The sequence below is a fragment of the Sphingomonas sp. GW821-FHT04B01 genome, from assembly GCF_059420425.1.
Genome location: NZ_JBWKTR010000002.1, coordinates 351,387 through 376,405, shown reverse-complemented (window position 1 = coordinate 376,405; position 25,019 = coordinate 351,387). Strand labels below are relative to the sequence as shown.

Here is a 25,019-nt window from a genome sequence, read left to right as displayed (position 1 = left end):
CTTTGGCGGCGTGCCTAAAGGGGGCGGGAGGAGAGGGCAACCCGCTCCCCTCCCGGTCAAGGACGATCAGACGATGCGGTTCGCCACCAGATCGTCGACCACCGCCGGGTCCGCCAGCGTCGAGGTGTCGCCCAGCGCGGTCACGTCGCCCTCGGCGATCTTGCGCAGGATGCGGCGCATGATCTTGCCCGAGCGCGTCTTGGGCAAGGCCGGCGCGAATTGCAGCTTGTCGGGGCTGGCGATCGGGCCGATCTCCTGCCGCACCCAGGCCACCAATGCGCTGCGCAACGCCTCGTCGCCCTCCCGCCCGGCGTTGAGCGTCACATAGGCGTAGATGCCCTGACCCTTCACCTCGTGCGGCATGCCGACCACCGCCGCCTCGGCGACCGCCTCGTGCAGCACCAGCGCGCTCTCGACCTCGGCAGTCCCCATGCGATGGCCCGAGACGTTGATGACGTCGTCGACCCGGCCGGTGATCCAATAATAGCCGCCGCCGTCGCGGCGGCAGCCGTCGCCGGTGAAATATTTGCCCTCGTAGGTGGTGAAATAGGTCTGGAAGAAGCGATCCTGATCGCCCCACACGCCGCGCATCTGGCCGGGCCAGCTCTGCGTGATGCACAGATTGCCCTGCGCCGCGCCGGTCAGCACTGTTCCCTTGTCGTCGACGAGCTGCGGCACGACGCCGGGCAGCGGTTTCGAGGCGGACCCCGGCTTCATCGGCACCGCGCCGGGCAGGGGGGCGATCATGATCCCGCCGGTCTCGGTCTGCCACCAGGCGTCGACGATCGGCGCGCGGCCTTCGCCGACGACGTCGTGATACCAGCGCCACGCCTCCGGATTGATCGGTTCGCCGACCGAGCCGAGCAGCTTGAGCGACGACCGATCGGTCTTGCGGACGAAGTCGTCGCCCTCCTTCATCAGCGCGCGCAGCGCGGTGGGCGCGGTGAACAGCGTATGGACCTTGTGGCGGTCGACCACATGCCAGATGCGGCTGGCGTCGGGCCAGGTCGGCAGCCCTTCGTACATCAATGTCGTACCGCCGTTGGAGAGCGGGCCGTAGAGCAGATAGGTATGGCCGGTGACCCAGCCGATATCGGCGGCGCACCAGAAGACCTGCCCCGGCTTGTAATCGAACGCGATCTTGAAGGTGAAATCCGCCCATAGGAGATAGCCGGCGGAGGTGTGGAGAACGCCCTTCGGCTTGCCGGTCGAACCGCTGGTATAGAGGATGAACAGCGGGTCTTCCGCCGCCATCGTCTCCGCCGGGCAGTCGCTGCCGACGCCGGCGGCGGCCTCGTGATACCAGATGTCGCGCGGCCCCATCGCCACCTCGGCACCGGTCGCCTTGACGACGATGACCGTCTCCAGCGTCGGCGCGCGCGCGGCGGCTTCGTCGACGCACGCCTTGAGCTTGATCCTCTTGCCGCCGCGACGGCCTTCGTCGGCGGTGATGACGATCTTCGACCCGCAATCCTCGATCCGGCCGGCAAGCGCATCGGCGGAGAATCCGCCGAACACGACCGAATGGATCGCGCCGATCCGCGCACAGGCGAGCGCGGCATAGGCCGCCTCGGGGATCATCGGCATGTAGAGCGTGACGCGGTCGCCCTTGCCGACGCCATGCGCCTTGAGCACGTTAGCGAAACGGCCAACCTCGTCATGGAGCTGGCGATAGGTGATGCGCCTCGGCTCTTCAGACGGCTCGTCGGGTTCCCAGATGATCGCGACGGTATCGCCGTACTTGGCGAGATGACGGTCGATGCAATTCGCTGCGACGTTGAGTTCGCCATCCGCGAACCATTTGATGTGAAAGTCGGCCTTGGCGAACGACCAGTCGCCGCCGATCGTCGGCGCCGTGATCCAGTCGAGCCGCTTGGTCGCCTGATCGAGCCAGAAGCTGCCCGGGCTGCTCGCCGCGGCTTCGTAGAGGTCTTCGTATTTCTTGGGGTCGAGGCTGGCGTTGGTCCAGTCGCCGGTGATCGGGTAGATTTCAGGATCGGTCACGCAACGCATCCCCGCCATGATGATGAAGCGGGCGCCGTCGGGCGCCCGCGAGGGTGGATAATGGAGCGGCCGGCAGGATGCCAGCCGTTACCGGCCGAGGAAGGTCAGCAGGTCGTTGGTCAGGCGATCGCCGTGCGTGGCGAACAGACCGTGCGGCGCGCCGTCATATTCGACGAGCTGGCTGTTCGCGATGCCGAGCGAGGCGGGACGGCCGGCCGCGTCGATCGGTACCGTCTGGTCGGAGGTGCCATGGATGATCAGCGTCGGGACGTTGAACGACGCGAGGTCGGGACGGAAGTCGGTATGGCCGAACGCCTCTGCGCAGGCGAGCGTCGGCTTGAGCCCCGCCTGCAACGCGGTGGTCGTCGCCCAGTCGAGCACGTCGTCGCTGACCGGATGGCTGATCACGCCGACGCCGAAGAATTGCTTGAAGAAAGTGTCGCGGAAGAAATGCGCGCGGTCCTTCTGGATGTTCTCGCCGATCTCGGCGAGCTTGTCCTCGGGCGTGCCGTGCGGATTGTCCTCGGTCTTCAACATGTACGGCACGACCGAGGCGACCAGCGCCGCGGCGATCACGCCTTTGCCGCCGTGGCGGCTCATGTAGCGCGCGACCTCGCCGCCGCCCATCGAGAAGCCGACGAGCGTGGCGTCGGTATCGGCGCCGGTCGCCGCCATCACGTCGGCGAGATCGTCGGCGAGCGTGTCATAGTCATAGCCGCTCCACGGCTGGCCCGACCGGCCGAAACCGCGGCGGTCGTAGGCGATCGCCCGGAAACCGGCGTCGGCGAGCGCCATCATCTGCGGGTCCCAGCTGTCGGATGACAAGGGCCAGCCGTGCAGCAGGATGACCGGGCGGCCCGATCCCCAATCCTTGACGTAGATGTCGGTGCCGTCGCGCGTTTTGACGTAGGGCATGAAACCGTCCTCTCGTAGTGTCAGCGCGGTCAACGTGGCGCGCCGCGGGCCGTTCCTCGCCCGGGCTGGCGTTCGCGACGGCCGGATGCCAGCATCGCGGCGAAACACGAATCAGGGGATCAGGTTATGCGTATCTTCGTGGCGGCCTCGCTGCTTGCGCTCGCCGTAGCAGGCTGTTCGGGCGGCGCGCCCTCCGCGACCAACGAGAGCGCGGCGGCGCAACCGGCGCACAGCAACGGCTTCGCGCAATTCCGCGACGGCTTCATCGAGGGCTGGTTCAAGCTCGATCCGGCCAATGCGGTCTATCAGGGCCGCCACGATTTCGACGGCCAGTTGCCCGACTGGAGCGGCGCCGGGCTGCAACGCCAGTCCGCCTTCCTCCACCACGCCATCGACCGCGCCCGCGCGTTCGGCGATGCCGATCTCAGCCCCGACGAGCGGTTCGAACGCGACTATCTGATCCGGGTCGCCGAGGGGAAGCTGTTCTGGCTCGAGGATGCCGACCAGCCGCATAGCAACCCGGCCTATTATGTCGGCGGCGGGCTCGACCCTAACGTCTATATCGCCCGACCCTATGCCGACGCGCCGACCCGGCTGAAGGCGCTGATCGCCTTCTTCGGGCGGGTGCCGGCGGCGGCGCAGGCGATCCGCGCCAATCTAAAGACGCCGATGCCGCGATCGTTCATCGACTACGGCGTCGCCGGGTTCAACGGCTTCGCGGATTATTACGTCGGCGACGCGCGCAAGGCGTTCGCGGACGTCCGCGATCCGGCCTTGCAGGCGCAACTCATGACCTCCTCGGAGGGGGCGAGCAAGGCGGTGCGCGAACTCGCCAGCTGGCTCGCGGCGCAGCGCGGCACCGCGACGGGCGATTTCGCGCTCGGCGCCGATCGCTTCCAGCGGATGGTACGCGCCACCGAGGGCGTCGACGCGTCGCTCGCGACGCTGGAGGCGGCGGGCCGCGCCGACCTCAAGCGCAACCAGGATGCGCTCGCCGCCGCCTGCAAGCAGTTCGCGCCCGGCCAGACGATTCCGGCTTGCATCGAAAAGATGAACGCCAACAAGTCGGCCGACGGCCCGGTGGCGGAGGCGCGGCGACAGATCCCGACGTTGCGCGCCTTCGTGGTCGCCAAGGACCTCGTCACGATTCCCGGCACCGAGGAAGCGAAGGTCGAGGAAAGCCCGCCCTACAACCGCCAGAACTCGGCCTATATCGATCCCGCCGGTCCGTATGAGAAGAACGTGCCGTCGGTCTATTACATCTCGCCGCCCGATCCGTCGTGGGACAAGAAGACGCAGGACGCCTTCGTGCCGGGCAGGAAGGATCTGCTGTTCACCTCGGTGCACGAGGTGATGCCGGGGCATTTCCTCCAGTTCCTCCACGCCAACCGGTCCAAGTCGATGTTCGGCCGGGTGTTCGTCGGCTATGCCTTCGCCGAGGGCTGGGCGCATTATGCCGAGGAGATGATGTGGGAAGCGGGCCTCGATAACGGCGATCCCGAGACGCATATCGGCCAGATCAGCAACGCGCTGCTGCGCGACTGCCGCTTCCTGTCGGCGATCGGCATGCATGCGCGCGGCATGACGCAAGAGCAGAGCCTCAAGATGTTCCGCGAGCAATGCTATCAGGACGAGGGCAATTCGCGCCAGCAGGCGGCGCGCGGCACCTATGATCCGGCCTATTTCAACTATACGCTCGGCAAGCTGATGATCCGAAAACTGCGCGACGACTGGACCGCCACCCGCGGCGGCCGCAAGGCGTGGAAGGCGTTCCACGACCAGTTCCTGAGCTATGGCGGCCCGGCGATCCCGCTGGTGCGGCAGCGGATGATGGGCGAGGAGACGGCGCGGGCTGTGTTTTGACCGGCCGACGTGGCCTTCGTCCTTCCGTTCGCCCTGAGCCTGTCGAAGGGCAGGTGAGTCTCATCGTGCTTCGACAGGCTCAGCACGAACGGTTGCGGACATGTCGCCGGTCGGCTGGAAGGGGAAGACTCACCGCGACACCTGCGTCCCCGGTTGCTCGTCCTCCGCCTCGTCGCTCGATGGATTGCGGATCGACGGGCGCAGCCGGGCGAGGCTGCACAGGCCGGCAACCAGAGCGAGGCCCGCGGCGACCAGCGGCGGCGCCATTCCCGCGCCGACGTTCATCGCGAGCAGCGCCGCGACCAGCGTCGCGCCCGTCGTCTGCCCGACCAGCCGCACCGTGCCGACGAGGCCGCCCGCCGCCGCGGCGCGCTCGCGCGGGGCGGAGCCGATGATGAGCCGGGCATTGGGCGGCAGGAACAGGCCGAACCCCGAGCCGCACAACGCCATCCGCCACGCGATGTCGAAATAGGCGGCATCGGCGGGCAGGGTCGCGATCAGCAGCAGCGCGACGATCGACACCGCCATGCCGATCCCGCCGAGCAGCCCCGCCGGCACCCGGTCGGACAGCCAGCCGGCGAGCGGCGCGACGATCATGTTGGTGAGCGGCCAGGGCGCGATCGCCGCGCCGACCTCGGCCGCGCTGAAGCCATAACCGTGCTGCAACCGGAACGGCGTCGACAGCAGCAGCGTCATCGAGGCGGTGAATGCCGTATAGGCACCGATCGCCGATAGCGCGATCACCGGCCGCGCGAGCAGGTCGATCGGCAGGATCGGTTTTTCCTCGCCGCGCTCGCGCCGGACGAAGATCCAGCCGATGCCCGCACCGACCGCGACGATCGCCGCCGACACCACGGGGCTATCGCCGTGTACCGCGCTTTCCGCCCCCGAGATGACGAGGCCGATCATGCTCGCGCACATCACCGCGCCAAGCACGTCGAACTTTTCGTCGCGCGGCTCGGGCGCGGGCAGCGCGCGTCCGAGCGCAAGGCTGAGCAACGCGAACGGCACCGCGCTGGCGAACACCCAGGGCCACGGCGCGATGCCGAGTACCAGTCCGCCGATCGTCGGCGCCAGCGCCGCCGAGCTCGACACCACCACCGAATTGATCCCGAGCCCGCGCCCCAATTGCTTGGCGGGATAGATCGAGCGGATCAGCGCCGACGAGACGCTGAGCGCCGCCGCCGCACCGAGCGCCTGCGCGGCGCGGACGACGAGCAGGAACGGCAGGCTCTTGGCGAAGAAGCAGAGCAGCGTCGCGACGGTGAAGACGAGCTGGCCGAACTGATAGGTGCGCTTGAGCCCGAATTTGTCGCCGAGCCCCGCGAAGGGCAGAATCATCATCGCGAGGATGAGCTGGTAGACGGTGACCACCGCCACCACCGCGCTGTTGCCGACGTGCAGGTCGCGCGCGATCGTCGGCAGCGCCACCGTCGCGATGCCGCCGTCGAGGATGACCAGCGCGGTCCCCGCGGAGATCGCGCCGATCGCGACATAGCGGCGGGGCAGGGTCAGGCCATCGGTCATCGGATAGGGTCCAGGCATACGGGCGGATTGCGCGCCAACGCATTGCCCGGCAAGACCGGTCCATCACAGGGAGAAACCGCGCCGATGATCCTCCGCACGCTGCTGATCGCCTCGACGATCCTTGCCGCCGCGCCCGCGCTCGCGCAGAGCAGGCCGATGACGACCACCCAGACCACCGAAACCGACCCCTATATCTGGCTCGAGGACAAGGACGGCGCCAGGCCGCTCGCCTGGGTCGAGGCGGAGAACGCCAAGACGCTGCCGCGGCTGCAGAACGATCCACGCTACCGGACCTTCTATGCCGAAGCGCTGGCGATCGCGTCCGCCAAGGACCGTATCCCGATGCCGAGCCAGCTCTATGGCCGCATCTACAATTTCTGGCGCGACGCCGATCATCCGCAGGGCATCTGGCGCTGGACGACAGAGGCGAGCTACGCCCAGCCGCAGCCGCAATGGACGACGGTGCTCGACCTCGACTCGCTGTCGAAGGCCGAGGGCAAGAAATGGGTATGGAAGGGCGCGTCCTGCCTGCATCCCGAGGAACGCCTCTGCCTCGTCGCGCTGTCCGAAGGGGGCGAGGACGCGATCAGCTATCGCGAGTTCGATCTCGCCACCGGCCAGTTCGTCGCCGGCGGCTTCGCGCTGCCCAAGTCGAAGCAGGGCGCGAGCTGGCTCGACAAGGACACGCTGCTGGTCAGCCGCGACTGGGGGCAGGGGACGATGACCGCGTCGAGCTATCCCTTCGTCGTCAAGCTGGTGAAGCGCGGCCAGTCGCTCGACGCGGCGCAGGAGATTTTCCGCGGTCAGCCGACCGACCAGCTCGGTACCTATGCCGGCGTGATCACCGATGGCCAGGGCAACCGGCTGGTCGCGATCGAACGGCGCATCACCTTCTTCGGCGGCGAGACGCACGTCTGGACGCCGGAGGGGACGAAGAAGCTCGACATTCCGGCGCGGACCAGTCCGGTCGGCATGGTCGCGGGGCAGGTGCTGTTCCAGACCAGCGATCCATGGGGTGCGGTGACCGCCGGCTCGGTCGCGTCGGCGCCACTCGCCGAGGTGCAGGCCAATGCGATCCGGCCCGTCGTGCTGTTCGCGCCGACGCCGCGCCAGTCGGTCGACGAGGTGGTGACGACGAAAGACCATGTCGTCCTGATCTACAACGACAACGTCCGGGGCCGCGCGTCGGTCTACACGCCGGGCAAGGCCGGCTGGACGTCGAAACCGATCGCCTTGCCCGACAATGTCTCGCTCGGCGTCGCCAGCGCCGACGACAAGAGCAACCACGGCTATCTCACCGTTACCGGCTTCCTGACGCCGACGACGCTGCTGCCGCTCGACGCCGCCACGGCGAGCGCCGTGAGGCCGGTCAAGACGCTGCCCGCCAAGTTCGACGCGAGCAACCTTGTCGTCGAGCAGCATGAGGCGACTTCGACCGACGGCACCAAGGTGCCGTATTTCATCGTCCACAAGAAGGGCATCGCGCTCGACGGTACGACGCCGACGATCATGACGGCTTACGGCGGGTTCGAGCTGCCGATGCTGCCGGGCTATTCGGCGATCACCGGCAAATTGTGGCTCGAGCGCGGCGGCAGCTACGTCCTCGCCAATATCCGCGGCGGCGGCGAGTTCGGCCCCAAATGGCACGACGCCGGTCGCAAGACCAAGCGGCAGGTGATCTACGACGATTTCGCGAGCGTCGCGAAGGACCTGATCGCGCGCAAACTGACCAGTGCGCAGACGCTCGGCATCTATGGCGGCTCGAACGGTGGCCTGCTGATGGGCGTCGAGTTCAACCAGCATCCCGATCTGTGGAAGGCGGTGACCATCCAGGTGCCGCTGCTCGACATGCTGCGCTACGAAGGGATCGCGGCGGGCGCGTCGTGGGTCGACGAATATGGTTCGGTGTCGGTGCCGGAGGAAAAGGCGTTCCTCGCGACGATCTCGCCTTATCAGAACATCAGGAAGGGCGTGGCCTATCCGGAGCCCTATATCTGGACGACAACCAAGGACGACCGCGTCGGCCCGCAGCACGCGCGCAAGTTCGCCGCGCGGCTGAAGGAATACGGCCTGCCGTATCTGTTCTACGAGGATACCGCCGGCGGCCATTCTGGCGATGCCGACATCGAACAGGGTGCGCGGTTGCAGGCGCTCCAGATGACCTATTTCGCGCAGAAGCTGCTCGGCCCGGCGAAGTGACCTACGCGCGTCCCCGGTCTTTGATCGGGGACGCAGCAGTTGGCGGAGGGAGTGGGATTCGAACCCACGGTAGGCTTCCACCTACGGCGGTTTTCAAGACCGCTGCCTTAAACCACTCGGCCATCCCTCCGTGGTGACCCCGGATAGTCGCACCGCGGCTGCCCGTGCAACCCCTGCGACGATAAGAGGTTCACGCCACCCGCCCGCTGTGGCACCACGGCCGGCATGTGGGGGCAACGACTGCGACGCGCGCTGACGACCGGCGTAATGGCAACGACCTTGGCGCTTAGCGCCGCCGCGCCCGTCGCGGCGCAGGACGAAGCCGGGTTCCAGACCTATCTGCAGGAGCTTCGCCGGCAGGCGCTGGCCGAGGGCGTGACGCAGCGGACGGTCGATGCCGTCTTCCCGACGCTGACGCTCAGCGACCGCACGATCCAGCTCGACCGCGCCCAGCCGGGCAATCCCGGCAGCACCGCGACGCCGCCGTTCGCGCCGTATAAGGCGAGCCATGTCGACGCCGCGCGGATCGGCCGCGGTCGCACCACTTATCAGGCGCAGCGGGCGCGCTTGGCGCGCGTCGAGCGCGAGACCGGCGTCCCCGAATCGATCATGGTCGCGATCTGGGGCCATGAGACCAATTACGGTGCCTATACCGGCAATTTCGATCTGCTGCGCAGCCTCGCCAGCCTCGCCTATGAGGGGCGGCGGCGCAGCCTGTTCGCGGGCGAGTTCATCGCCGGGCTCAAGATCCTCGACCGCGGCATTCCGCGCGAGCAGTTGAAGGGCAGCTGGGCGGGCGCGACGGGCAATCCGCAGTTCCTGCCCTCGGTCTATCTCCGCCTCGCACGCGACGGCGATGGCGATGGGCGGGCCGATATCTGGACCAGCCCGGCGGATACGCTGGCCTCAATCGGCAATTATTTTGCCAATGCTGGCTGGCGTCCCGGTCAGCCATGGGGCCTTGCGGTCAGCGTTCCGGCGGGGCTCGACCGTAGCGGCCTGACCAGCCGGCTCGTGTCGCCGCGCTGCCCGCGCGTGTTCGAGCGGCACAGCCGCTGGCGGACGATGGCGGAGTGGCGCGCGCTGGGCGTGGTGCCGCAGGGCAGGGGATGGCCCGCCGACAGCGTGCAGGCGACGCTGATCGAGCCCGACGGTTCCGGCGCGACCGCCTATCTGCTTACCGGCAATTATCGAGTGATCCTCGATTACAATTGCTCGAACTTCTACGCGCTATCGGTCGGCCTGCTCGCCGATGCGGTTGAGGGCTGACGCCGCCCGCGCGCGGCGCTATGCCAGCATCATTCCCGCTTAACCTCCCGGAAAGCCCCATCGCCGTCATGAACAAGCTGCTCGCCGCCCCCCTCGCGATCGTCGCCGCCGCCGTCCCGTCGGTCGCCGCCGCGCCCCAGTTCCAGGGGACCGCGCCGATCGCCTATATGGAAGACCTGTCGTCGGGCGCGGTGCTCTATCAGCGCGATGCCGACCGCCGCATGCCGCCGGCGTCGATGGCGAAGATGATGACCGTCTATGTCGCCTTCGACATGATCAAAAAGGGCGAGTTGAAGCTCGGCCAGACGTTTCAGGTCCGGCCCGAGACGTGGCAGCGCTGGCACGGGCCGCAGGCCGGCTCGACGATGTTCCTGTCGACCGGCGAGAACGTCAGCGTCGAGAATCTGCTGAAGGGCATCGTCACGCTGTCGGGCAACGATGCCTGCGTGGTGCTCGCGGAGGGGATTTCGGGCACCGAACAGACCTTCACCGACCGGATGAACGATCAGGCGAAGAAGCTCGGCCTGACCAACAGCCATTTCGGCACGTCGAATGGTTGGCCCGACAATGGCGTGACCTATGTCACCGCCAAGGATCTCGCGCATCTCGCCAGCGCGACGATCAAGGACTTCCCGGATCTCTACAAGCGCTTCTATTCGCTGCGCAGCTTCACCTGGGGCAAGACGCTCGGCGCCGGTGCTGACATCACCCAGGCCAATCGCGATCCGCTGCTCGGCCGCGTCGCCGGCGCCGACGGGCTCAAAACCGGCCATACCGAGGAGGCGGGTTTCGGCTTCACCGGTTCGGCGGAGCAGAACGGCCGGCGGCTGGTGATGGTCGTCGCCGGGCTGACCTCGTCGAACGGCCGCGCCGAGGAATCTGTGCGCTTCATGGAATGGGGCTTCCGCGCCTGGCAGGCCAAGCCGGTCGTCGCCGCAGGCAAGCAGGTGTCGACCGCCGAGGTGCAGATGGGCAGCGCGAGCAGCGTCGGCCTCGTCGCGCCGCGGCAACTCACCGTCACCGTGCCGGCGGGTGCGGTGCCGCAGATGAGCGCCAAGGTCGTCTACGAAGGGCCGATCCGCGCGCCGATCAAGGCCGGCCAGCATATCGCCGATCTCGTCGTCAAGGCGCCCGATTTGCCCGAACAGCGGCTGCCGCTGGTCGCCGACAAGGATATCGGCGAGGCGGGCTTCTTTGGTCGCGCCTGGGCGGGGCTGACCTCGCTCTTCGGCTGATGCCGCGGCCGTGACCGAATTGTTCGGCAACGCCGACGCGCAGGCCGCCTTCGTCGCGGCGCTGCGCGGCGGCGCCCTGCATCATGCCTGGCTGCTGGTCGGGCCGGAGGGCGTCGGCAAGGCGCGCTTCGCGCAGACCGCGGCACTGCGCATGCTTGCCGAGGCCAGCGCGACCGGTGTCTCGGCGCCGGGGCTGGTCGTGCCGGAGGGCCATCCGACCCGCGCGCTGGTCGATGCCGGCTCGCACCCCGATCTGCGCGTGATGCAGCGGCTGCCCAAGGTTCCCGACAAGCCCGATCAGGATCTGGCGCGCAGCATCACGATCGCGCAGGTGCGCAGTCTCCAGCCGCTGTTCGCGACGACGCCGTCGATGGGCGCGCGCCGCGTCGTCATCATCGATGCCGCCGACGATCTCGAGCGCAACGGTGCCAATGCGCTGCTCAAGAACCTCGAAGAGCCGCCGGCGGGCACGATCTTCCTGCTCGTCAGCCATGCGCCGGGCCGGCTGCTGCCGACGATCCGCTCGCGCTGCCGCTTGCTGCGCTTCGCCGCGCTCGACGACGACGATATGGCAAAGGCGCTGCGGCAGGCGCTGCCCGAGGCCGATGGGGACGAGATCGCCGCGCTGGTGCGGACCGGGGAGGGGGCGCCCGGCCGTGCTCTGCGTTATGCCGGGCTCGATATCAACGGGCTCGACCGGGCGATTGCAGGCATCGCCGAGGATGGCGACCCGATGAATGCGCGTCGCGCCGCGCTCGCCAAAGCGCTGGCGGGGAAGGGCAATGCCGCGCGCTACGAAGCCTTCCTCGATCGCGTGCCGGCGATGATCGCGCGCGAGGCGCGGACCCGGTCGGGCACGCGGCTCAAGACGGCGCTCGACGCGCAGGCGGCGGCGCGCGATCTCGCCGGTGCGGCGCTGGGCCTGTCGCTCGATGCGCAGGCGACGGTGTTCGAGATGGCGGCGATCGTCGCGGCGCTGCGCTGACCCCGCTTCACCTCGCCCGGAGGATCGACTAGGAGGCCCGGCATGGCCGATCCTTATTATATCACCACCGCGATCCATTACCCGAACGGGCGTCCGCATATCGGCCATGCCTATGAGATGATCGCCGCCGACGCGATCGCGCGCTTCCAGCGGCAGGCGGGCCGCGACGTCCGCTTTCAGACCGGCACCGACGAGCATGGCCTCAAGATGGCGCAGACGGCGCGGGCCCGGGGCGTCGAGGTGCGCGCTTTCGCTGACGAAATGTCGTCCCATTTCAGCGAAATGGCGGACACACTTAACATCTCCTACGATCGGTTCATCCGCACCGTCGAGCCGGCTCATTATGCCGCGAGCCAGGCGATCTGGCGCGCGATGCGCGACAGCGGCGACCTATATCTCGACCGCTACGAGGGCTGGTATTCGGTTCGCGACGAAGCCTTTTACGACGAGAAGGAGCTGATCGACGGGGAGGGGGGGCAGCGCCTCTCGCCGCAGGGCACGCCGGTCGAATGGACCGCGGAGGAGACGTGGTTCTTCCGCCTGTCGAAATACCAGCAGCCCTTGCTCGACCTATACGCCGCCAATCCCGATTTCATCCGTCCGGAAACTCGGCGGAACGAGGTGATGCGCTTCGTCGAGGGCGGCCTGTCCGACCTGTCGGTGTCGCGGACCAGCTTCGACTGGGGCGTGCCGGTGCCGGACAGCCCCGGCCACGTCATGTACGTCTGGGTCGATGCGCTGACCAATTATCTGACCGGTGCCGGCTATCCGGACGACAGCGAAGCGCTGGCGCGCTTCTGGCCGGCCGATCTGCATCTGATCGGTAAGGATATCACGCGCTTTCACACCGTCTACTGGCCGGCGTTCCTGATGTCGGCGAACCTGCCGATCCCGAAACAGGTGTTCGCGCATGGCTTCGTGCTCCATCGCGGCGAGAAGATGTCGAAATCGGTCGGCAATGTCGTCAGCCCCGACGAGCTGACGCAGGCGTTCGGCGTCGATGCGGTCCGCTATTTCCTGCTCCGCGAGGTCAGCTTCGGGCAGGACGGCAGCTATTCGGCCGAGGCGATCGTGACGCGGGTCAACGCGGAGCTCGCCAATAGCTTCGGCAATCTCGCACAGCGGACGCTGTCGTTCATCGCCAAGAACCTCGGCGGTGCGTTACCCGATGCGGGCCGCAGCGATCCCGCCGATGCGATGCTGATCGAGGAGATCGTCGTCGCCTGTGCTGGGCTCAAGACCGCGTTCGACGATCTGATGCTGAGCCAGGGGATCGAGGCGTGGATGCGCGGCGTGTTCGCCTGCAACCAATATATCGATGCGCAGGCACCCTGGGCGCTGCGCAAGACCGACCCCGAGCGGATGCATGCCGTGCTCGGCACGCTCGTCCGCGCGATCCGGATGTTGGCAATCGCGATCCTGCCGGTGGTGCCGGATGCGGCGGCCAAGGTGCTCGACCAAATCGGCGCCGATGCGCGCGATCACGCCGCGATCGACGATGACGGCTGGTATGCGCGTCAGGCGGCGTCCGGCTTCGTGATCGCACCCCCGTCGCCGGTCTTCCCGCGGCTCGAGCTGCCGGTGACGGAATGATGTTCGCCGACAGCCACTGCCACCTCAACTACAAGGGCGTGTTCGAGCAGCAGGGCGAGGTGCTGGCCCGGGCGCGGGCGAGGGGCGTCGGAGCGATGCTCAACATTTCGACGCGCGAGAGCGAATGGGATGCGGTGGTCGCCACCGCAGAGCGCGAGCCCGACGTCTGGGCCGCGATCGGCATCCACCCCAACGAGGCCGACGCCTACCCCGACGTCGGTCGCGCGACGCTGGTCGATCGCGCTGCGCATCCGCGTGTCGTCGCGATCGGTGAGTCGGGACTGGATTATTACTACGAGCATTCCGATCGGGCACGGCAGCAGGCGAGCTTCCGCACGCATATCGCCGCCTGTCGCGAGACGGGATTGCCATTAATCGTCCACACCCGCGACGCGGAGGAGGATACGCTGGCGATCCTGCGCGACGAGATGGAGCAGGGGGCCTATCGCGGCGTCATCCATTGCTTCACCGCGAGCGGAGCGTTCGCCGACACGGCCCTTGATCTGGGCTTCTATATCTCGATTTCGGGAATCGTGACGTTCAAGAACGCGCGCGATCTGCAAGAGACCGCCGCACGGCTGCCGATCGACCGCTTGCTGATCGAGACCGACGCGCCGTTCCTCGCGCCGGTGCCCAATCGCGGCAAGCCGGGCGAACCGGCCTTCGTCGCCGATACGGCCGCCTTTCTTGCCAAGCTGCGCGGCGAGCCACTTGAGGAGCTGGCCGCAAGAACCGCCGACAACTTCTTCACCTTGTTCAATAAAGCACAGCGGTGAAGGTCCGTATCCTCGGCTCGGGCACCTCGTCTGGCGTGCCGCGGATCGGCAACGATTGGGGCGCCTGCGACCCCGGCGAACCACGCAACCGGCGTACCCGCGCGTCGCTGCTGGTCGAGCATGACGGGACGCGCATTCTCATCGATACCGGGCCCGACATGCGCGAGCAATTGCTTGCCGCCGACGTTGCGGCGGTCGATGCGATCATCTGGACGCACGATCACGCCGATCACTGTCACGGCATCGACGATGTCCGCCAGATCTACCATGCGCTCGGCAGACCCGTACAAGGCTTCGCCCGGCCGACGACGCTGGCGGCCTTGCACGAAAAGTTCACCTATGTCTTCGCCGGCCGGCAGGGGTATCCGCCGACGCTACAGGCGGCGGAGCTGCCCGATCGACTGACGATCGGCAGCATCACGATTGACGTGGTCGACCAGCCGCATGGCCATATCACCTCGGCCGGACTGCGGTTTTCCGCCGGCGACGCGGTGGTCGGCTATGCCACCGACTTTCACGAACTCACTCCGGCGATGCGCGCGCTTTATACAGGGCTCGACGTCTGGATCGTCGATGCGCTGCGCTATGCGCCGCACCCGACGCATCCCGACGTACCGGCGGTGCTCGACTGGATCGAACAGCTTCGCCCGGGGCGGTCAGCCTTCATACATATGGACCATAGTATGGATTATGCGACGTTGATGGCGACGCTGCCGCCAGGCGTCGAACCTGGCTACGACGGACTCGAATTCACGCCATGAACACGGATCTGGGCGGCTCGGCGCTCTTCTATCTGGTGCTGCTCATCCTCCCGATTTCGGCGTTGATCGCCCGACGCGTCCCGATCCTCCGCATCGTCCTGTCGCTGGCAAGTTGGGCGCTCATCATCGGTCTGCTCGTCATCGTCGTCGGCCAGCGCGAACGGTTCGATCCGTATCTGCAGCGGATCGCCAGCGTGCTGAAGATCGCCGACCAGACGGTCGTCGGGCGCGAGACGCGGATTCGCATGGCCGCCGACGGGCATTTCTGGGCGCGGGTGACGCTGGACGGTGTCCCGCGGCGGATGCTGATCGACAGCGGCGCGACGGTGACCGCGCTGTCGACGCGCACCGCGCAGGCCGCCGCGCTCGACGTGCGCAACAGCGCGTTCCCGATGATCCTCAACACCGCCAATGGCCAGATCAGCGCGCAGACCGCGACGGTCCGCGAATTGCGGCTGGGCGATATCGCCGCGCGTGGCCTCCGCGTCGTCGTCTCGCCGGCATTCGGCGATACCGACGTGCTGGGCATGAACTTCCTGTCCAAGCTGAACTCGTGGCGGGTCGAGGGGCAGACGCTGATCCTCGAACCACACCACCATCAAAATTTTACATAATGTCTATTATCGATCCTAGTCTTGGGTCGGTGAGAGGGGGCGCATGACGGTTGAACGGCTGGTAGCGATCATGGCGCGGCTGCGCGATCCCGAGCGTGGCTGCGACTGGGACGTCGCGCAGACCTGGGCGACGATCGCGCCGTACACGATCGAGGAAGCCTATGAGGTCGCCGACGCGATCGCCCGCGACGATGCGGCCGATCTCAAGGACGAGCTCGGCGACCTGTTGCTTCAGGTCGTCTTTCACAGCCGGATCGCCGAGGAAGCCGGCGCCTTCACGCTTGACGATGTCGTGGCGTCGATCAGCGAGAAGATGGAACGTCGCCACCCCCATATCTTCGGCGATGCGGCGCAGAGCCCCGGCTGGGAGGAACTCAAGGCGGCCGAGCGCAGCGGCAAGAGCGATGCGAGTGCGCTGGCAGGCGTCGCTGCCGGGCTGCCGGCGTTGATGCGCGCAGTGAAGCTCCAGAAGCGTGCCGCCCGTGTCGGCTTCGACTGGCCCCACGCAGACGGTTCCCGCGCGAAACTGCACGAAGAAATCGAAGAGGTCGATGCCGCGACCGGCGATGAAATCGAAGACGAGATCGGTGATCTGCTCTTCGCTGCGGTCAATTGGGCGCGGCATCTCGGCGTCGATCCGGAAACGGCACTGCGCCGCGGCAATGCCAAGTTCGAACGCCGCTTCCGGGCGATGGAGGCGATCGCCGGCGAGAGCTTTCCGGCGCTCAGCCTCGACGACAAGGAAGCGCTCTGGCAGCGGGTGAAGCGCGGCTAGGTCGCCCCCTCACCGCTGCAAAAAGCGTTCGTAATCGCGCTCTGCGAGGCGAACCTCATATTGCGTCTGAAGATCCTCGCTCATCTGGCCGAGTACCTCGCCATGCGCGTGGAGCCAGGCCGCCCCCGCCCCGTCGCCGGCGTCGAGCGTGATCCAATAGCGGCGATGGCCGGCGGTGAGCTTGGCGGCGACCTGTTCGATCAGATCGTCGATCCCCTCCCCGCTGAGCGCCGAGATGGCGACGACATCGTCGCGATGCCCCGCCTCGACCAGCACATCCTCGTGCCGCTCGGGATCGAGCAGATCGAGCTTGTTCCACGCCTCGAAGCGCGGCGTCAGTTCGGACACGCCGATCTCGGCGAGCACCGCTTCGACGTCGCTGCGCTGCGCCTCGCTCTCGGGATGCGCGATATCGCGGACGTGGATCAGCAGATCGGCCGACACCACTTCCTCCAGCGTCGCCTGAAAAGCGGCGACGAGCTGCGTCGGCAGGTCGGAGACGAAGCCCACCGTGTCCGAAAGGATCGCCTTGTCGATCCCTGGCAGCGAGATCTGCCGCAACGTCGGGTCGAGCGTCGCGAACAGCAGGTCTTCGGCCATGACATGCGCGCCGGTCAGCCGATTGAACAGCGTCGACTTGCCGGCATTGGTATAGCCGACGAGCGCGATGATCGGCCACGGCGCGCGCTGGCGCCGGTCGCGATGCAGGCCGCGGGTGCGACTGACCTGCTCCAGCTCGCGCCGCAGCCGTGCCATACGGTCGCGGATCAGCCGCCGGTCGGCCTCGATCTGCGTTTCGCCGGGACCGCCGAGGAAGCCGAACCCGCCGCGCTGCCGCTCGAGATGGGTCCAGCTGCGTACCAGCCGCCCGGCCTGATAGTCGAGATGCGCGAGTTCGACTTGCAATCGCCCTTCGGCGGTGGCGGCGCGTTCGCCGAAAATCTCGAGGATCAGACCGGTACGGTCGATCACCTTGGCTTCGAGCGCGGTTTCGAGATTGCGCTGTTGCACGGGTGTCAGGCTCGCGTCGAAGACGACGAGGTCGGCCTCGTTCTGGCGGACCTGCACCGCAAGCTGCTCGACCTGCCCACTGCCGATCAGCGTCGCCGCCTTGGGCGCCCTCACCCGCACCGCGACCTTTTCGGTCACGACGAGACCGATCGCAGCGGCCAGCCCCGCGGTCTCGTCGAGCCGGGCGTCGGCATCGCGATGCGCATCGCCCTGGTCGGGCAGGACGATCAGCGTGCGGCCGCCGCGGGCGAAATCGTCACGATCGCGATTGAAGCCATTGGTCACGGTCAGTCTTCCGTCTCCCCGTCATCGGCAAGGTTGAGCGCGCGCGCCGGCTGGATCGTCGACACGGCGTGCTTGTAGACGAGCTGCGCCATACCTTCGCGCTGGAGAAGCATGCAGAACAGGTCGAAGCCGGCGATCTGGCCCTGCAGCATGACGCCGTTGATCAGGAACATCGTCACCGAATCCTCGGACTTGCGCACCGCGTTGAGGAAGATCTCCTGCAACAGCGGCTGTTTGCGCTGCGCCTCGCCGACCGACTCGATCAGCGCGGCGATATCCATCGGTCCCGACGGCATGATCGTCGAGATGGCGTGCTTGTAGATGAGCTGGGACTGGCCGTCGCGGCGCAGCAGCACCGAGAAATTGTCGAACCAGGTGACGATGCCCTGCAATTTGACGCCCTTGACCAGGAACATGGTCACCGGGGTCTTTGAGCGGCGAAGGGCATTGAGGAAGAGGTCCTGCAGGGACCCTTGTTTTTCGGCCATGATGAGCCTTTCGGTTTTTGGCGAGCCGTTTGCCCGCTATCGCGCCGTTTCCCGGCGTCGGATCGCCGCCCGGGTCGGGCGGCACCTTGCATCTATGAACGAAGGAGCGCTTCGTCCAGCGCTCAATCCTCGCGCACGTCGGTGATGCCAAGCAGCTTGAGCTTCCGGTGGAGCGCCGAGCGCTCCATGCCGATGAAGCTCGCGGTGCGGCTGATGTTGCCCGAGAAGCGGCGGATCTGCACGCGGAGATATTCGCGCTCGAACGTCTCGCGCGCCTCGCGGAGCGGCGCGCCCATGATCGCGCCCCCGCCCCCGCTGCCGAGATCGCCCTGATCGCCGAGTACTTCGGCGGGAAGCAGGTCGAGATCGATGCGGCCGATGCGGTCGCCGGGGGCGAGGATGATCGTCCGCTCGACGACGTTGCGGAGCTGGCGGACGTTGCCTGGCCAATCGTAGGATTGCAGCGCGACCATCGCGTCGGGCGCGATCTCGGGCGTCGGCACGCGGCGATCGGCGGCATAATGCGCCATGAAATGCTCGACCAGCGCTGGAATGTCCTCGCGGCGTTCGGACAGGGCCGGCAGCACGACGGGGACGACGTTGAGGCGGTAATAGAGGTCCTCGCGGAAGCGGCCCTCGGCGATCTCGTGCGTCAGGTCGCGCGAGGTGGCGGACACGACGCGGACGTCGACCTTGACGATCCGCGTGCCGCCGATGCGGCTGAAGCTCTGGTCGGTGAGCACGCGCAGGATACGCGCCTGCGTCGCGACCGGCATGTCGGCGATCTCGTCGAGGAACAAGGTGCCGCCATGCGCCTGTTCGAGCAGGCCGGGGCGGACGAGGTCGCCGCTTTCCTCGACGCCGAACAGCTCCTCCTCGACGCGTTCGGGGGTCATGCGGGCGGCGCTGACGATGACGAAGGGCGCCTGCGCGCGGTTGCTCCAGCCATGGAGCAGGCGTGCGGCGACCTCCTTGCCGACGCCGGCGGGGCCCATGATCAGCACGCGGCTGCCGGTGGCGGCGACGCGCTTGAGCGTCGCGCGGACGCCGTTGATCGCGCCCGAGCTGCCGGTGAGGTCGCTCTCGCGCCCCGCCGAGACGCGCAGGCTGGCGACCTCGCGGCGCAGGCGCTCGGTCTCGGTCGCACGGGCGACCAGCAGCAACAGGCGCTCCGCCTCGAACGGCTTTTCGATGAAGTCGCTGGCGCCGCGACGGATCGCGGCGACGGCGGTGTCGAGATTGCCGTGGCCCGAGATGACGAGCACCGGGATCGACGGATCGCGGCGCTTGATCTCGTCGAGCAGTTCCAGTCCGTCGAGCCGCGAGCCCTGGAGCCAGACGTCGAGCAGCACCAGCGACGGGCGGCGGGTGGCGATCGCCTCGAGCGTCGCGTCGCTGTTGGCGGCGGAGCGGGTCTCATAGCCTTCGTCTTCGAGGACGCCGGCGACCAGTTCGCGGATGTCGTGTTCGTCGTCGACGACGAGGATGTCGAGCGGCATGTCTTAATTCCGATTGCGTGTGAGGGCGGCGAGCTGGCCTTCGTCAGCCGGCTCGGGCGCCGCGGCCCCCTGGTCGAGGGCGGCGAGCGCCGCGGCGTCGAAGGTCATGCGGACGACGGTCCCCCCGCCGTCGCGGTCGGCGAAGGTCATGGTGCCGTGATGCTCCTCGACGATCTTCTTGACGATCGCGAGGCCGAGGCCGGTGCCGCGGGCGCGCGTCGTCATATAGGGTTCGACGATCCGGTCGCGGTCGGGCGGCAGGCCGACGCCGGTGTCGGCGAGCTCGACCGTCGTAACATCACTATCCTCACGCACATGCATCATCACGGATCCACCACTTTCGCCTTTGCTTTCAATGGCTTCTACGGCGTTCTTGACGATGTTCGTGAACGCCTGGCCGAGCTGGCGGCGGTCGCAGACGAGCGTGGGTGCGGGGATGCTGTGGTCGAGCTCGAAACGGATATTGGGGTGCGCGACCTCGTGCAGGAACAGCGCCTGCCGGGCGATGTCGACGAGCGATTCCTCGCGGAACACCGGCTTGGGCATCCGCGCGAAGGACGAGAACTCGTCGACCATCCGGCGCAGGTCGCCGACCTGGCGGACGATCGTGTCGGTGAGCCGCGCGAAGGTGGTGTCGGCGGGATCGATCTTGCTGCCGTAGCGGCGCTGGAGGCGCTCGGCGGCGAGCTGAATCGGGGTGAGCGGGTTCTTGATCTCATGCGCGATCCGCCGCGCGACGTCCGACCAGGCGGCGCGGCGCTGGTCGAGCAATTGCTGGGTGATGTCGTCGAAGGTGAGGATCGGACCGGCATCGGTGCGCGCGATGCGCACCGCGAGCGTCCGGGTCTCGCCGTTGCGGATGACCTGGACGATCGCCTCGCGCTCGTGGCCGAGGACGAGGTCGGCGAGTTCGGGCGCGATGGTGGTCAGCGGCCGGCCGATCAGCCCGTCCGCCCCCGTCCCGATCAATTCGGTGGCGGAGCGGTTGGCGAGGCGGATCGTGCCGTCCTCGGCGGTGGCGACGACGCCGGCGGACACGCCGGCCATCACCGCCTCGATCAGTGCGCGGCGATTCTCGAGCTGGTCGTTGGCGGTGACCAAGGCGCTGTTCTGCTCCTGCAGGCGGCCGGTCATCTGGTTGAAGGCGTTGGCGAGCGTGCCGACTTCGTCCTTGCGACGCGGGTCGGGAACCCGCGCGGTGAGATCGCCGGTGGCCACCTTGCGCGCGGCCCCCACCAGCTCGGCGACCGGGCGGACGAGTCGGTCGGCCACCGCCAACGCCGCCCAGACCGCGATGCCCACGATGAGCAGCGATAGGATCAGCAGCGCGGCGTTGAACTTGAGCTGCAACGCGCGTGAGCGGCTCTGCAGCGCCTGATAATCGCGGATGATCGCATCGCCGCGGCGGATCTGGCTGGCAAGCTGCGGGTCGAAGATGCGTGACGAATACAGATAGGCGCCATTGCCGTAGGCAATCGGGACGACGGCACCGATCCGGTCGTCGTTGCGGACGAGTACGTAGCGTGCCCCCTTGTCGATCGCTTGTTCGACCGCAGGCGTAACGACGTTCTGAAGCGGCTTGTCGTAGGGATTGAGGACGATCAGGGGATCGCTATCGTCGCGGCCGATGATCATCGCCTCCGACTGCTCACGCCGATAGGTCTGGAGCAGCAGCGCATTCTGGAAAAATGCGCTGTCGATCGCATGGGTCCTGAGTTCGATGGCGAGATCGCCGCTCATCGCCTGCACCTGCGAGATGACCCGGTTCGCCTCCCGTTGATAGTTTTCGCCGACCAGCTTGCGGGCGTTCTCCAGCATGCCGCTGGCCCGGTCGGAGGACCAGAATTCGACGCCGATCTGGAAGAGCAGCGAGGCAAAGACAGTGACGAGCAACGCCGGGACGGCGGCAATGATCGAAAAGATCGCCACCAGCCGGACGTGGAGGACCCCCTCCCCGCCGACCAGCGACGCCGCGGCGCGCTTGCGGGCGATGCGGCGGCCGAGCAGCATCAGCAACGCGATACTGGGGACGAGGTTGGCGACGAGCAGCGAGGCGATCGCGGGCGGGGAGAGCGGCTGTGCCGGCTTGCTGCTGCCGGTGATGACGAAATAGGTCGCCGTCGCGATGGCGATGGCTAGCACGAGCACCAGCGCCTCGACGGCGGGCGTGATGCGCAGCCGGCGGTCCGGGGCGGGTGCGATCAGATCGGGCATGGGGGCCGCGTTCATTCGACCCTTCGTACAACGTGGATTGTTGCACGGAAACCACATAATTTATCGGCAACGGTGGTTTGTGGTGACAGTAAGATGAGCGGGGCGTCGCTGGTGGGGCGTGACTTTGTTCACGCGGAGGCGCGGAGGCGCGGAGGCGCGGAGGTGTCGCCCCCGGTGCGGCGGCAGCGCTTTCGATCGCACCCCTGGCGGTAACAGGCCACGATGCCGCGGGCGGTTCATCTGCGCGCCTCCGCGCCTCCGCGCCTCCGCGTGAACCGATCCCGCTTTCCTTTCGAACCCCGGGCAATCGCATCTGGCGGCGCCGATGAGGCTCGATTGGTTTCCTCGCTAGATTCGTCACCCCGGGCTCGTTCCGGGGTCCACGGGTCCGCAGGAGAGCGGGGTCGCCTCAAGCCGTTCTCCTCGCCGCAGGGTGGACCCCGGAACAAGTCCGGGGTGACGGGGGAAGCTTGGAACACGGCAGGCTCTAATGAACGATTGGCGTTCCGGACGACGAGGCCCTATTCCGTCATTCCTCCGCCCGTGCGCTGATGCCCAATGTGTCCAGTCGCTTGCGCAACGTGTTGCGGTTGAGGCCGAGCGCGCGCGCCGCGCGGAGCTGGTTGCCGGCGTGGCGGGCGAGCATCGCCTCGATCAGCGGGCGTTCGACCTCGCCGATGACGCGGTCGTAGAGCGTGCCGTCGTCGAGTGCGCCGGGACGCTCGCGGGCGATACGCTCGACCAGATGACGGACCGCTTCGGCGATGCCGGGATCGGATGTCTCGCCGCTGGTGCCGGGGGCGCCGAGTAGGTCGCGGATCGTCGCGGCGTCGATCAGTTCGTCGCGGGCGAGCACCGCCAGACGGCGCATCAGATTTTCGAGCTCGCGGACGTTGCCGGGCCAGTCGTGCGCGGTGAGCGATGCCTGCGCCGCATCGCTGAGCTGACGGCGCGGCAGGCCCTGCGCCGCCGCCATTTCGAGAAAATGGCGGGCGAGCAACGGAATGTCCTGCCGCCGTTCGCGCAGCGCCGGCAGTGCGATCGGCACGACGTTGAGCCGGTAGAAGAGATCCTCGCGGAACTGGCCGGAGGCGACCTGCTGGGTGAGGTCGCGGTTGGTGGCGGCGACGACGCGGACATCGGCGCGCATCGTCCGCGCGCCGCCCACGGTGGTGAACTCGCCCGACTGGAGGACGCGGAGCAGCCGCGTCTGCGCCTCCATCGGCATGTCGCCGATCTCGTCGAGGAAGAGCGTGCCGCCGGCGGCCTGTTCGAAGCGGCCGGCGTTGCGCACGGCAGCGCCGGTGAAGGCGCCGCGTTCGTGACCGAACAATTCCGCCTCGATCAGCTCGCGCGGGATCGCCGCCATGTTGATCGCGACGAAGGGCGCGGCGCGGCGGGCGCCGAGATCGTGGATCGCGCGCGCGACCAGTTCCTTGCCGGTGCCCGATTCGCCCGAGATCAATACGGTGAGGTCGTTGGAGAGCACGCGCGCGATGATGCGATAGACGTCCTGCATCGCCGGCGAGCGGCCGATCAGCGGCAGCGCCGGGTCCTCGCTCGCCTCTGGCTGCGGCATCACCGCGCCGCGGGCGAGCGCGCCGGTCACCGCGCGGGTGAGATCGTCGAGGTCGAACGGCTTGGGGAGATATTCATACGCCCCGACCTCGGCCGCGCGCACCGCGGTGGTCAGCGTGTTCTGCGCCGAGAGGATTATGATCGGCAGTTGCGGCAGGCGCTCGCCGATCTCCTTGGCGCGGGCGATGCCGTCGCCGTCTGGCAGGATGACGTCGGTGATCAGCACGTCGGGGACGCGGGTAGCGAGCATGCGGTCGACCTGCGCCAGCGTCTCGGCGGTCTGCACGTCATGGCCGGCACGGCGCAGCGCCTGCGCGACGACGGTACGGATCGCGGCATCGTCGTCGACGACGAGGATGCGGGTCATGCCGCGGCGCGCGGCAGCAGGAGGCGGAGCGTCGTCATTTCCGGGGTTCCTTCGCGGGCATATTGGACGATGCCGCCCATGTCGCGGACCAGTTTGTCGACCAGCGCGAGGCCGAGCCCCTGCCCCTCCGGCCGACCCGAGACGAAGGCGTCGAACAGATGGTCGGCGATATCGGCGGGGGCGCCGGGACCGTTGTCGATCACGCAGATCTCGATCGGCAGCGGCGTGCGCGGCTTGCCGGGGGCGGCCGCCACCGACATGCCGTGACGATAGGCCGTGGTGATGAGGATGCGCGGATTGCGTACCGATCGACTGGCTTCGACCGCGTTCTTGAGAAGGTTTATGAGGATTTGCAGCAGCGCGTCGCGATTGATCGCGGCGGGCGGCAGCGACGGGTCGAACCGCTCCTCGATCGCGACGCCGCGCGCGAAGCCGGCGAGCGCGAGGCGGCGGGCGTGGCCGATCAGCGGATAGATGTTCTCCGGCACGATCGGCAGCGGGCGGGTGTCGCTAAAATCCTGCATCCGGTCGATCAGCGCGGCGATGCGGTCGACCTCGGTGACGATCAGCGTGGTCAGCTCGCCGGTGCCGAGCAATTGCGCGGCGCCGCGGATGCCCGACAGCGGGTTCTTGATCTCATGCGCCAGCATCGCCGCGGCGCCGCTCGCCGCGCGCGCGCCGGCGCTGCGACCGGTCTGGGTGAGGCCGCGGGTACTGGCGGCGGTGTGGAGCGTGATCGCGCGCCAGCCGGGATGGTCGGGGACCGCCGCCTCGACGAAATCGACGCGGATCTTCGGGCCGTGCGGCGTCGCGATCTCGGTGTCGTAGAAGGCGAAGCCCTGTCCGTCGCGGCGGTCGTCCGCGGCGGGCGGCGGCAGGATCGCCGCGAGCGGCTGGCCGCACATCACCCGTTCGGAAATGTTGAGCAGTTGTTCGGCGAAGCCATTGGCATGCGCGATGCGATCGTCGGGATCGACCACCACGACCGCGACCGGCAGCGCCGCGAACAGCTCGGCGAAACCGGGCCGGCCGGAGGTGTAGCCGGTGCGTTGCTCCATCGA

General features: G+C 67.7%; 19 protein-coding genes and 1 tRNA gene. 10 read left to right on the top strand and 10 right to left on the bottom strand.

Annotated elements, in window-relative coordinates; all coding sequences use genetic code 11:
• Nucleotides 1–66: 66 nt before the first annotated feature.
• Entirely contained in the window at nt 67–2,004 is a 1,938-nt protein-coding gene (gene acs, locus AC07UH_RS07980) for an acetate--CoA ligase (RefSeq protein WP_495180210.1), read from the bottom strand.
• Nucleotides 2,005–2,091: 87 nt separating this feature from the next.
• Nucleotides 2,092–2,919, bottom strand: a complete 828-nt coding sequence (locus AC07UH_RS07975; RefSeq protein ID WP_137897323.1) for an alpha/beta fold hydrolase — start codon at nt 2,917–2,919, stop codon at nt 2,092–2,094.
• Between the two features lie 126 nt (nt 2,920–3,045).
• Here AC07UH_RS07975 and AC07UH_RS07970 point away from each other — a divergent pair, with 126 nt between their 5' ends.
• Nucleotides 3,046–4,782 (top strand): DUF885 domain-containing protein, encoded by a 1,737-nt coding sequence (locus AC07UH_RS07970; RefSeq protein WP_495180211.1) that lies wholly within the window; start codon nt 3,046–3,048, stop codon nt 4,780–4,782.
• Nucleotides 4,783–4,911: 129 nt separating this feature from the next.
• Here AC07UH_RS07970 and AC07UH_RS07965 read toward each other — a convergent pair whose 3' ends face one another.
• Nucleotides 4,912–6,309, bottom strand: coding sequence for an MFS transporter (locus tag AC07UH_RS07965; protein WP_495180212.1), 1,398 nt, complete (start codon nt 6,307–6,309; stop codon nt 4,912–4,914).
• A gap of 84 nt (nt 6,310–6,393) precedes the next feature.
• Here AC07UH_RS07965 and AC07UH_RS07960 point away from each other — a divergent pair, with 84 nt between their 5' ends.
• Nucleotides 6,394–8,508: a prolyl oligopeptidase family serine peptidase gene (locus tag AC07UH_RS07960; protein WP_495180213.1), complete on the top strand. Its 2,115-nt coding sequence runs from the start codon at nt 6,394–6,396 to the stop codon at nt 8,506–8,508.
• A gap of 40 nt (nt 8,509–8,548) precedes the next feature.
• Here the strand turns inward: AC07UH_RS07960 and AC07UH_RS07955 are convergent.
• Nucleotides 8,549–8,638: transfer RNA gene (locus AC07UH_RS07955), tRNA-Ser, on the bottom strand.
• A 137-nt stretch (nt 8,639–8,775) separates the two neighbouring features.
• Between AC07UH_RS07955 and AC07UH_RS07950 the strand changes: the two genes are divergently transcribed.
• From AC07UH_RS07950 to mazG, 8 genes are all read left to right on the top strand, one after another.
• Nucleotides 8,776–9,777: a lytic murein transglycosylase gene (locus tag AC07UH_RS07950; protein ID WP_495180214.1), complete on the top strand. Its 1,002-nt coding sequence runs from the start codon at nt 8,776–8,778 to the stop codon at nt 9,775–9,777.
• 68 nt (nt 9,778–9,845) lie between these two features.
• Nucleotides 9,846–11,012, top strand: a complete 1,167-nt coding sequence (locus AC07UH_RS07945) for a D-alanyl-D-alanine carboxypeptidase family protein (RefSeq protein WP_495180215.1) — start codon at nt 9,846–9,848, stop codon at nt 11,010–11,012.
• A gap of 10 nt (nt 11,013–11,022) precedes the next feature.
• Nucleotides 11,023–11,997: a DNA polymerase III subunit delta' gene (locus tag AC07UH_RS07940; RefSeq protein ID WP_495180216.1), complete on the top strand. Its 975-nt coding sequence runs from the start codon at nt 11,023–11,025 to the stop codon at nt 11,995–11,997.
• 42 nt (nt 11,998–12,039) lie between these two features.
• Complete coding sequence (gene metG, locus AC07UH_RS07935; RefSeq protein WP_495180217.1) at nt 12,040–13,590, top strand: methionine--tRNA ligase; 1,551 nt, start codon at nt 12,040–12,042, stop codon at nt 13,588–13,590.
• On the top strand, nt 13,590–14,366 hold the full coding sequence (locus AC07UH_RS07930) for a TatD family hydrolase (RefSeq protein WP_495180489.1): 777 nt from the start codon (nt 13,590–13,592) through the stop codon (nt 14,364–14,366). The genes metG and AC07UH_RS07930 overlap by 1 nt, the downstream gene beginning before the upstream one ends.
• Entirely contained in the window at nt 14,363–15,127 is a 765-nt protein-coding gene (locus AC07UH_RS07925; protein ID WP_495180218.1) for an MBL fold metallo-hydrolase, read from the top strand. The genes AC07UH_RS07930 and AC07UH_RS07925 overlap by 4 nt, the downstream gene beginning before the upstream one ends.
• Entirely contained in the window at nt 15,124–15,741 is a 618-nt protein-coding gene (locus tag AC07UH_RS07920) for a retropepsin-like aspartic protease family protein (protein ID WP_495180219.1), read from the top strand. The genes AC07UH_RS07925 and AC07UH_RS07920 overlap by 4 nt, the downstream gene beginning before the upstream one ends.
• A 43-nt stretch (nt 15,742–15,784) precedes the next feature.
• Nucleotides 15,785–16,516 (top strand): nucleoside triphosphate pyrophosphohydrolase, encoded by a 732-nt coding sequence (gene mazG / locus AC07UH_RS07915; protein WP_495180220.1) that lies wholly within the window; start codon nt 15,785–15,787, stop codon nt 16,514–16,516.
• Nucleotides 16,517–16,525: 9 nt separating this feature from the next.
• Here the strand turns inward: mazG and hflX are convergent, their stop codons facing one another.
• The 6 genes from hflX to AC07UH_RS07885 form a co-directional block, all read right to left on the bottom strand.
• On the bottom strand, nt 16,526–17,812 hold the full coding sequence (gene hflX / locus AC07UH_RS07910) for a GTPase HflX (RefSeq protein WP_495180221.1): 1,287 nt from the start codon (nt 17,810–17,812) through the stop codon (nt 16,526–16,528).
• 2 nt (nt 17,813–17,814) lie between these two features.
• Nucleotides 17,815–18,300 carry an RNA chaperone Hfq gene (gene hfq, locus AC07UH_RS07905; RefSeq protein WP_038659355.1) on the bottom strand — a complete coding sequence of 162 codons (486 nt, stop codon included), beginning with the start codon at nt 18,298–18,300 and terminating at the stop codon, nt 17,815–17,817.
• A 122-nt stretch (nt 18,301–18,422) separates the two neighbouring features.
• A complete protein-coding gene (ntrX, locus tag AC07UH_RS07900) occupies nt 18,423–19,799 on the bottom strand; it encodes a nitrogen assimilation response regulator NtrX (protein WP_038659353.1) in 1,377 nt (458 codons plus the stop codon).
• Between the two features lie 3 nt (nt 19,800–19,802).
• Nucleotides 19,803–22,028 carry a sensor histidine kinase gene (locus AC07UH_RS07895; RefSeq protein WP_495189835.1) on the bottom strand — a complete coding sequence of 742 codons (2,226 nt, stop codon included), beginning with the start codon at nt 22,026–22,028 and terminating at the stop codon, nt 19,803–19,805.
• Nucleotides 22,029–22,542: 514 nt separating this feature from the next.
• A complete protein-coding gene (gene ntrC / locus AC07UH_RS07890; protein ID WP_038659351.1) occupies nt 22,543–23,958 on the bottom strand; it encodes a nitrogen regulation protein NR(I) in 1,416 nt (471 codons plus the stop codon).
• Nucleotides 23,955–25,016, bottom strand: coding sequence for a two-component system sensor histidine kinase NtrB (locus tag AC07UH_RS07885; protein WP_495180223.1), 1,062 nt, complete (start codon nt 25,014–25,016; stop codon nt 23,955–23,957). Before AC07UH_RS07885 ends, ntrC begins: the two co-directional genes overlap by 4 nt.
• Nucleotides 25,017–25,019: the final 3 nt, after the last annotated feature.